Source organism: Actinomadura darangshiensis (assembly GCF_004349235.1).
Taxonomy (GTDB): domain Bacteria; phylum Actinomycetota; class Actinomycetes; order Streptosporangiales; family Streptosporangiaceae; genus Spirillospora; species Spirillospora darangshiensis.
In genome coordinates, this window is record NZ_SMKY01000374.1 from 1 (window position 1) to 7397 (window position 7397).

Consider the following 7397-nt stretch of genomic DNA (forward strand, 5'->3'; position numbering starts at 1 on the left):
GCGGCCGGGCGAGTCGCCCGGCCCGCCCCCTCACGAGCCCTGTACTGGGGCGGCGCTCAGTTGAAGGAGTCGCCGCAGGCGCAGGAGCCCGACGCGTTCGGGTTGTCGATCGTGAAGCCCTGCTTCTCGATCGAGTCGACGAAGTCGATCGTGGCGCCCGTCAGGTAGGGGGCGCTCATCCGGTCCACGCGCACCGCGAGGCCGCTGAAGTCCTGGATCTGGTCGCCGTCCATCTCCCGCTCGTCGAAGAAGAGCTGGTAGATCAGGCCGGAGCAGCCGCCCGGCTGCACGGCGACACGCAGCGCAAGGTCGTCACGGCCCTCCTGCTCGAGCAGGCCCCTGGCCTTCTCGGCGGCGGCGTCGGTGAGGACGACGCCCTCCTGCGTGGTCTCCTGCGTGGTCTCGCCTGAAACCGTCATGTGTTCAGCTCCCGGGTCTCGCTGCGCCGCGGTGCGGCGGACTGTCGCTTGTCCTGGAGGACGTCGTACGCCTCTTCACGTAGGACAACGTACCTCGGTACTTGGCCATTCCGCTTATCTGCCGTGTTTAACGCTAGGGGACGGTGCGTTCTACGTCACATCAACGCCGCCGCCCGGATGTGCCATCATTAGTCGTCAAAGCGACGATAAGCCTCCGTCGCGAAGGGAGACACCGTGACCACCCCGGTAAGCGACCTTCCGCTGCTGCTCCTCGGCAGCGGCGCCGACCCCGCGAGCGAACGCGGCGTGGACTGCCCCGGCGAGCTGCCGCCCGCCTCCGACCCGGCCCTGGTCGAGCGGGCCCGCGCCGCGAAGGCGTCCCTCGGCGACCAGGTGTTCGTCCTCGGCCACCACTACCAGCGCGACGAGGTCATCCGGTTCGCGGACGTCACCGGCGACTCGTTCAAGCTGGCCCAGCAGGCCGCGGCCCGCCCCGAGGCGCCCTACGTGGTGTTCTGCGGGGTCCACTTCATGGCGGAGTCGGCCGACATCCTGACCGCCGCGCACCAGCGGGTGATCCTGCCCGACCTCGGCGCCGGCTGCTCGATGGCCGACATGGCGACCTTCGACCAGGTCGAGGAGTGCTGGGACGTCCTGGAGGACGCCGGCATCGCCGACGACGTCGTCCCCGTCACCTACATGAACTCCTCCGCCGACATCAAGGGATTCGTCGGACGGCACGGCGGCGTGGTGTGCACCTCGTCCAACGCCAAGCGCGCCCTGGACTGGGCCTACGGGAAGGGCAAGAAGGTCCTGTTCCTGCCCGACCAGCACCTCGGCCGCAACACCGCCGTCCTGGAGATGGGCTTCTCGCTGGACGACTGCGTCGTCTACAGCCCGCACCGCCGCGACGGCGGCCTGACGCACCAGCGCTTGCGGGACGCCAAGATGATCCTCTGGCGCGGCCACTGCTCGGTGCACGGCCGGTTCAGCAAGGAGTCGGTCGACGACGTCCGGGCCCGCGTCCCGGGCGTGAACGTCCTGGTGCACCCCGAGTGCCGGCACGAGGTCGTCACGGCCGCCGACCGGATCGGCTCGACCGAGTACATCATCAGGGCCATCGAGTCCGCAGCGCCCGGCTCCGCCTGGGCCGTGGGGACCGAGCTGAACCTCGTCCGGCGGCTGGCGAACGCGCACCCGGACAAGAACATCATGTTCCTGGACAAGACCGTCTGCTACTGCTCGACGATGAACAGGATCGACCTGCCGCACCTGGTCCTGTCGCTGGAGTCGCTGGCCGCCGGCAAGGTCGAGAACGTCATCGAGGTGGACGGGGAGACCGCGCACTACGCCCGGATCGCCCTCGACCAGATGCTCGCCCTCCCCTAGCCGGTCACAGGCTCGTCCGGATCACAGGCCGGGGGCGCCCCAGACGGGGAACCAGCGGCCGAGGTCGTCCTCGAAGGGGAGGTCGGCGCCGATCGCGCCGCGCACCTGGAGTTCGAGCGCGTTGTCGCGCTTGTTGCCAGGGAGCGGCGCGAACGGGTAGAACGTGCCGCGCTTGTACAGGTAGACGAGCGCGAGACTGCGGCCGTCCGGCCCCTTGAAGCCGACCAGCGAGCACAGCAGGTGCGGGCCGAACCCGCCCGACTCCAGCGTCGCGTTCACCGCGTGCAGGTCGGTGACGAGCTCGGGCATCTCCTGCGGCGGATGCGTGGCGAGCAGCCACGTGTAGCCGTAGGAGTCGGTGCTGATCTCGACCTTGGGGCCCTCGTCGGCGTCCAGCAGCTCCTGGACCTCGGCCTGGAGCCGGGCGAACGCCGCGCCCTCGGCCGCGCGGAAGGACACCGACCCGAGCCCGGTCGGGGTGAAGCCCGTCGCCGCCTCCAGCGTGACGGCCGCCGTCGACAGCCCGAAGATCTGGTCCAGATCGGGCTTGGCCGGCTTGGAGCGGCCGAGGAGGGTGTCCAGGAAACCCACGGATCAGACTCCCCTGCTGAGCTGGTCGGAGATCTTCGAGAGCTCGGCGATCCGCTTGTCCAGCGACGGGTGGGTGGAGAACAGCGACGAGACGCTGAAGCCCTTGCCGAGCGCCGGGGTGAAGAAGAACGCGTTGAACGCCTGCGCGGACCGCAGGTCGTTCGTCGGGATCCGCGCGATCTCCCCGCTGACCTTGGTCAGCGCGCTGGCCAGCGCGGACGGGCGGCCGGTCAGCAGCGCGGCGGCGCGGTCGGCCGACAGCTCGCGGTAGCGCGACAGCGCCCGGGTGAGCAGGAAGCTGACCGCGTAGGCGAGCGCGCTGGCCGCGACGACGGCCAGCAGGATCAGCCCGGTGTTCTGGTCGTTGCTGCGGCGCCCGAACCCGCCCCACAGGCCCCACTGGAGGCCGAAGCGGGTGATCAGCCCCGCGCAGATGCCGAGGAACGACGCGATCGTCATGACCGCGACGTCCTTGTGCGCGACGTGCGCCATCTCGTGCGCGAGCACGCCCTCCAGCTCGACCGGGTCGAGCCGGCGCAGCAGCCCCGTGGTGACGCACACCACGGCCTTCTTCTGGTTCCGGCCGGTGGCGAACGCGTTCGGCACGTCGGTGTCGGCGATCGCGACCTTCGGCTTCGGGGCGTCCGACATCGCGCAGATCCGGTCGACGACGCCGTGCAGCTCGGGCGCCTCCTCGGGAGAGACGACCCGGCCGTGCATGGCGAACAGCGCCATCCGGTCGGAGAAGAAGTACTGGGCGAGCAGGAACACCACCGCGAAGGCCAGCGCCACACCGGCCCACTTGGGCACGAAAACGAAAAAAGCCCCGACGAAGACGACGTACACCAGCCCCAGCAGGAACATCGTCACGAGCATCCGCGATGTCAGCCCCCGGTCGGAGGCGTAGCGCGTCCTGGCCATGCGGCCACCCCCAGTCCATCCAGATTCACTTGTAGAAACGCACGAGACCCGGGTTTTGTGCCTGGATGTCCACAATCACCCGGAGCCTCGTGCGCGTCGCTCTGGGGGACGCCCCCCAGACTCCCGACCGATGCCTTCCATTCCGCTGGCGCTCCACTCCAGGCACCGTCCAGTCAGTCAGGAATGAGCCCTTCGTCGCCCAGCATCGCGCGCACTTCGTCGATGTGCGCGTCGGCGGGCGGCAGGATCAGCTCGGACGGCTCCAGGCTGTCGGCCGGCAGCGGCTTGCCCACCTTGCGGACGTTGTCCAGCAGCGCCCGGAGGGCGGCGCGGAACGCCGTCTCGTCGCCCGACTCGATCGCCGACTCCAGCTCGGAGTCGAGGGTGTTCAGCGAGGACAGCTCCCCGTCGGCCACGTCCAGCTGACCCTCGCCCATCAGGCGGACGATCACTGGGCACCCCCGGGGTTGTTCGGCCACGGGGCCTGCTGCGGGGTGTCGTGCTGCTGCTGCTGCGGCTGCGCGGTCGGGGTGCCCTGGTTCAGCTGCTTGGGCGCGGGGCCCTGGCCGAGTTCGGCCTTGAGCTGCTCCAGTTCGAGGTCGACGCCGGGGCCGGAGCCCATCCGGTCGAGCTCGGCCTGGATGTCGTCCCTGGGCCCGGAGAAGTCCTCCAGCGCGCCGGACTCCAGCAGCTCGTCGATCGCGCCGGCGCGCGCCTTCATCGTGTCGGTCTTCTCCTCGGCGCGCTGGATCGCCAGGCCGACGTCGCCCATCTCCTCGGAGATGCCGGAGAACGCCTCGTTGATCTTGGTCTGCGCCTCGGCGGCCGTGTAGGTCGCCTTGATCGTCTCCTTGCGGGTGCGGAAGGAGTCGACCTTGGCCTGCAGCCGCTGGGAGGCGAGGGTGAGCTTCTCCTCCTCGCCCTGCAGCTGCTGGTACTGGCCGCGCAGGTCGTTCAGCTGGCTCTCCAGCCCGGAGCGGCGGGTCAGCGCCTCGCGGGCGAGGTCCTCCCGGCCGACCTGCAGCGCCTTCTTGCCCTGGTCGGTCAGCTTGGTCTGCTGCTGTTCGAGCTGGTTGATCTGCAACTCGAGACGCTTGCGCGAGGTGGCGACGTCGGCGACCCCGCGACGAACCTTCTGCAGCATCTCCAGCTGACGCTGGTAGGAGTAATCGAGGGTCTCGCGAGGATCCTCGGCCCGGTCAAGTGCCTTGTTGGCCTTGGCCTTGAAGATCATCGACATTCGTTTCATCACGCTCATCGCGCGGCGCCGGTCCCTTCGTGCTGTCGCCTCAGTCGTGAACTGGGCTCAATGACCACTGCTGGGGTTCTTATCACCCTACGCGTTAACGCGCGAGGCAGCCACGATGTTCGCAGCCGGTAGGCTGATCCCGTGTTCAAGCGTCGTACCCCGGAGGCCCCGGCGGATCCTCCTCAGGTAGTAAAGCCCGGAGGCAAGGGCCGTCCCACGCCCAAGCGCAGGGATGCCGAGAAGCTCCGCCGCCAGCCGATCACCGCTCCGGCCACCCGCAAGGAGGCCTACAAGAAGGTGCGGGAGCGGCAGGCCGCCGACCGCGTGAAAACGCGCCAGGGAATGGCCAAGGGGGACGAGAAGCACCTGCTCAAGCGGGACAAGGGCCCCGTCCGCCGGCTCGCCCGCGACTACGTCGACTCGCGCCGCACGGTCGGCTCGTACCTCATGTACGCGATGTTCGCGATCGTGCTGCTGAGCATGCTGCCGATCCCGGCGGCGCGGCTGCTGGTGCTGTTCGCGCCGCCGCTGCTGCTGGTCGTCGTGTTCGCCGAGGGCCTGCTGCTCAGCCGCGGCATCAAGCAACTCGCCGCCGAGCGCTTCCCCGGCGAGGCATCCAAGGGCGTCGGCATGTACGCGGCGATGCGCGCCATGCAGATCCGCCGGCTGCGGGTCCCGAACCCCCAGCTGCGGGTCGGCGACAAGGAGAAGGTCTGACCGGGCGCCGGGGCCGTCCGGCGCGTCCGGACCGATCATGCGCGGGCTAGGGTCGGTGGCATGGAGTTCCGAAACCTGGGCCGGAGCGGTCTGAAGATCAGCGAGATCGCGTACGGCAACTGGCTCACCCACGGCTCCCAGGTCGAGGAGGACGCGGCGCGCGCGTGCGTGCGGGCGGCCCTCGACGAGGGGATCACCACCTTCGACACCGCGGACGTCTACGCCGGCACGCGCGCCGAGGACGTCCTCGGGCGCGCGCTGAAGGGGCAGCGCCGCGAGGGGCTGGAGATCTTCACCAAGGTCTACTGGCCCACCGGGCCCGGCGCGAACGACCGGGGCCTGTCCCGCAAGCACATCAGCGAGTCGATCAACGGCTCGCTGCGCCGCCTCGGCACCGACTACGTGGACCTCTACCAGGCCCACCGGTTCGACTACGAGACGCCGCTCGAGGAGACCATGCGGGCGTTCGACGACCTCGTCCGGCAGGGCAAGGTCCTCTACGTCGGCGTGTCGGAGTGGCGGGCGGAGCAGATCGAGCGCGCACTCAAGATCGCCGATGAGATGGGTTTCGACCGGATCGTCTCCAGCCAGCCGCAGTACTCGATGCTGTGGCGGGTCATCGAGGGCGAGGTCGTGCCGCTGTGCGAGCGCGAGGGGGTCGGCCAGATCGTCTGGTCGCCGATCGCGCAGGGCGTGCTGACCGGCAAGTACAAGCCGGGCCGGCCGCTGCCGGAGGGGTCGCGCGCCACCGACGACAAGGGCGGCGCCGACATGATCAAGCGCTACCTGAACGACGACCTGCTGACCCGCGTGCAGAACCTGAAGCCGGTCGCCGACGACCTCGGGCTGTCCATGGCGCAGCTCGCGATCGCGTGGACGCTGCAGAACCCGAACGTGTCGGCGGCGATCGTCGGCGCGTCCCGTCCGGAACAGGTCACCGACAACGTGAAGGCGGCCGGGGTGAAGCTGGACGCCGACGTGCTGAAGCGCATCGACGACGTGCTCGGCGATTCCGTCATCCGCGACCCGGACAAGACCGCCAGCCCGAGCCGGCGCCCCTGACCCGCGAAGCGACCCGCCCGCAGTGCGAAAGGGCCGCGGAGCGCGCTCCGCGGCCCTTCCCGTGCCCGGGTCACTCGGGGTCGTGCAGGCTCATCCCGTACACGACCGTCTCGCCGTCCAGCAGGGTCACCTTGTCGACCTCGCCGACGCGCAGGCCCCGCCAGTTCTCCCCCAGCCAGCTCTCCGCGTCCGCCTGGGTGGAGAAGGTCTCCTCCGACATCCCGACCGGGCGCCCGTCGGCCTTCTCCAAACGCCAGCTCCACGCCATCGCGCTCGACCTCCCTCGTCGCGGTGAGACTAGCCGGTCAGGACGCCGCCTCGATCGCGCGCCGCAGCGCCGACGAGGTCTGGATGTCGGACGAGTCGAGCGTGCGCCCGTTGACCCGCACGCTGGGCGTGCCCTGGATCCCGGACGACACGTAGCCCTGGCTGACGGTCTTCACGCTGCCGGCGAAGCTCTGGTCTTCGACGCAGGACGTGAAGTCGTCGCCGGTCAGCCCGAGGGGTTCGGCGTAGCGGAGCAGCTCGTCCGTCGTGTAGCCGGTGGAGGTCTCGCTCGCGGGCTGGTGGGCGTAGAGGGCGTCCTGGTAGGACAGCCAGTGCGCGCCGTCGCCGACGCAGCGCAGCGCCGCCGCGGCCCGCAGGGAGTTGTCGTGCGCGGGCTGGGTGGCCTCGCCGAAGATCAGCATCGGGTGGAACACGACCTTGGCGTCCCCGGCGACGGCGATCTGCTTGAGCATCGGGTCGTGCTTGCTGTCGAACCCGCCGCAGGGCGGGCAGGCGAAGTCCTCGTAGATGTCGACGACCGGCGCCGTGACGCCGGGGCGGGCCATGACGAGGCTCCCGTCCGCAAGGGGCCTGGCCTCCGCGCCACCGGCGATCTTGCCGACCGTCAGCCGGACGTCGCCGCCGCCCCCGCCGCCTTCGTCATCGCCGTTCCGCATGACCAGCACGACGGCGGCGACCAGGATGAGCACCAGGACGAGGCCGCCGCCGAGCAGGGCGACCAGCAGGCCGCCGCCGCCCCTGCGGCCGGGCGGGGGCGGGCC

At 70.1% G+C, this 7397-nt stretch carries 10 protein-coding genes; 3 read left to right on the forward strand and 7 right to left on the reverse strand.

The window, feature by feature from the left end; genetic code table 11:
* Positions 1–56: 56 nt before the first annotated feature.
* On the reverse strand, positions 57–419 hold the full coding sequence (locus tag E1293_RS41895) for a HesB/IscA family protein (protein ID WP_132204876.1): 363 nt from the start codon (positions 417–419) through the stop codon (positions 57–59).
* Between the two features lie 234 nt (positions 420–653).
* On the opposite strand from E1293_RS41895, the gene nadA reads away from it, so the two are divergent.
* A complete protein-coding gene (gene nadA / locus E1293_RS41900) occupies positions 654–1808 on the forward strand; it encodes a quinolinate synthase NadA (protein ID WP_132204878.1) in 1155 nt (384 codons plus the stop codon).
* Between the two features lie 21 nt (positions 1809–1829).
* Here nadA and pspAB read toward each other — a convergent pair whose 3' ends face one another.
* From pspAB to E1293_RS41920, 4 genes are all read right to left on the reverse strand, one after another.
* A complete protein-coding gene (pspAB, locus tag E1293_RS41905; RefSeq protein ID WP_132204880.1) occupies positions 1830–2399 on the reverse strand; it encodes a PspA-associated protein PspAB in 570 nt (189 codons plus the stop codon).
* A gap of 3 nt (positions 2400–2402) precedes the next feature.
* Entirely contained in the window at positions 2403–3320 is a 918-nt protein-coding gene (gene htpX / locus E1293_RS41910; protein WP_132204882.1) for a zinc metalloprotease HtpX, read from the reverse strand.
* Between the two features lie 173 nt (positions 3321–3493).
* Positions 3494–3772, reverse strand: coding sequence for a PspA-associated protein PspAA (gene pspAA, locus E1293_RS41915; RefSeq protein WP_132204884.1), 279 nt, complete (start codon positions 3770–3772; stop codon positions 3494–3496).
* Positions 3769–4578 (reverse strand): PspA/IM30 family protein, encoded by an 810-nt coding sequence (locus E1293_RS41920; RefSeq protein WP_207939416.1) that lies wholly within the window; start codon positions 4576–4578, stop codon positions 3769–3771. The genes pspAA and E1293_RS41920 overlap by 4 nt, the downstream gene beginning before the upstream one ends.
* A gap of 132 nt (positions 4579–4710) precedes the next feature.
* Between E1293_RS41920 and E1293_RS41925 the strand changes: the two genes are divergently transcribed.
* Complete coding sequence (locus E1293_RS41925) at positions 4711–5286, forward strand: DUF3043 domain-containing protein (RefSeq protein ID WP_132204888.1); 576 nt, start codon at positions 4711–4713, stop codon at positions 5284–5286.
* A gap of 60 nt (positions 5287–5346) precedes the next feature.
* A complete protein-coding gene (locus E1293_RS41930) occupies positions 5347–6348 on the forward strand; it encodes an aldo/keto reductase family protein (RefSeq protein WP_132204890.1) in 1002 nt (333 codons plus the stop codon).
* A gap of 70 nt (positions 6349–6418) precedes the next feature.
* On the opposite strand, the gene E1293_RS41935 is transcribed toward E1293_RS41930, so the two are convergent.
* A complete protein-coding gene (locus tag E1293_RS41935; protein ID WP_132204892.1) occupies positions 6419–6616 on the reverse strand; it encodes a hypothetical protein in 198 nt (65 codons plus the stop codon).
* A gap of 37 nt (positions 6617–6653) precedes the next feature.
* Positions 6654–7397, reverse strand: a 744-nt coding sequence (locus tag E1293_RS41940) for a DsbA family protein (protein ID WP_132204894.1), incomplete at its 5' end; no start/stop codon positions are given.

What these genes read in the sequence shown, in the direction of transcription:
- E1293_RS41930 (WP_132204890.1), top strand. Translation starts at nt 5,347, where the DNA reads ATGGAGTTCCGAAACCTGGGCCGGAGCGGTCTGAAGATCAGCGAGATC.
- htpX (WP_132204882.1), bottom strand. Translation starts at nt 3,320, where the DNA reads ATGGCCAGGACGCGCTACGCCTCCGACCGGGGGCTGACATCGCGGATG.
- E1293_RS41920 (WP_207939416.1), bottom strand. Translation starts at nt 4,578, where the DNA reads ATGAGCGTGATGAAACGAATGTCGATGATCTTCAAGGCCAAGGCCAAC.
- E1293_RS41895 (WP_132204876.1), bottom strand. Translation starts at nt 419, where the DNA reads ATGACGGTTTCAGGCGAGACCACGCAGGAGACCACGCAGGAGGGCGTC.
- E1293_RS41935 (WP_132204892.1), bottom strand. Translation starts at nt 6,616, where the DNA reads ATGGCGTGGAGCTGGCGTTTGGAGAAGGCCGACGGGCGCCCGGTCGGG.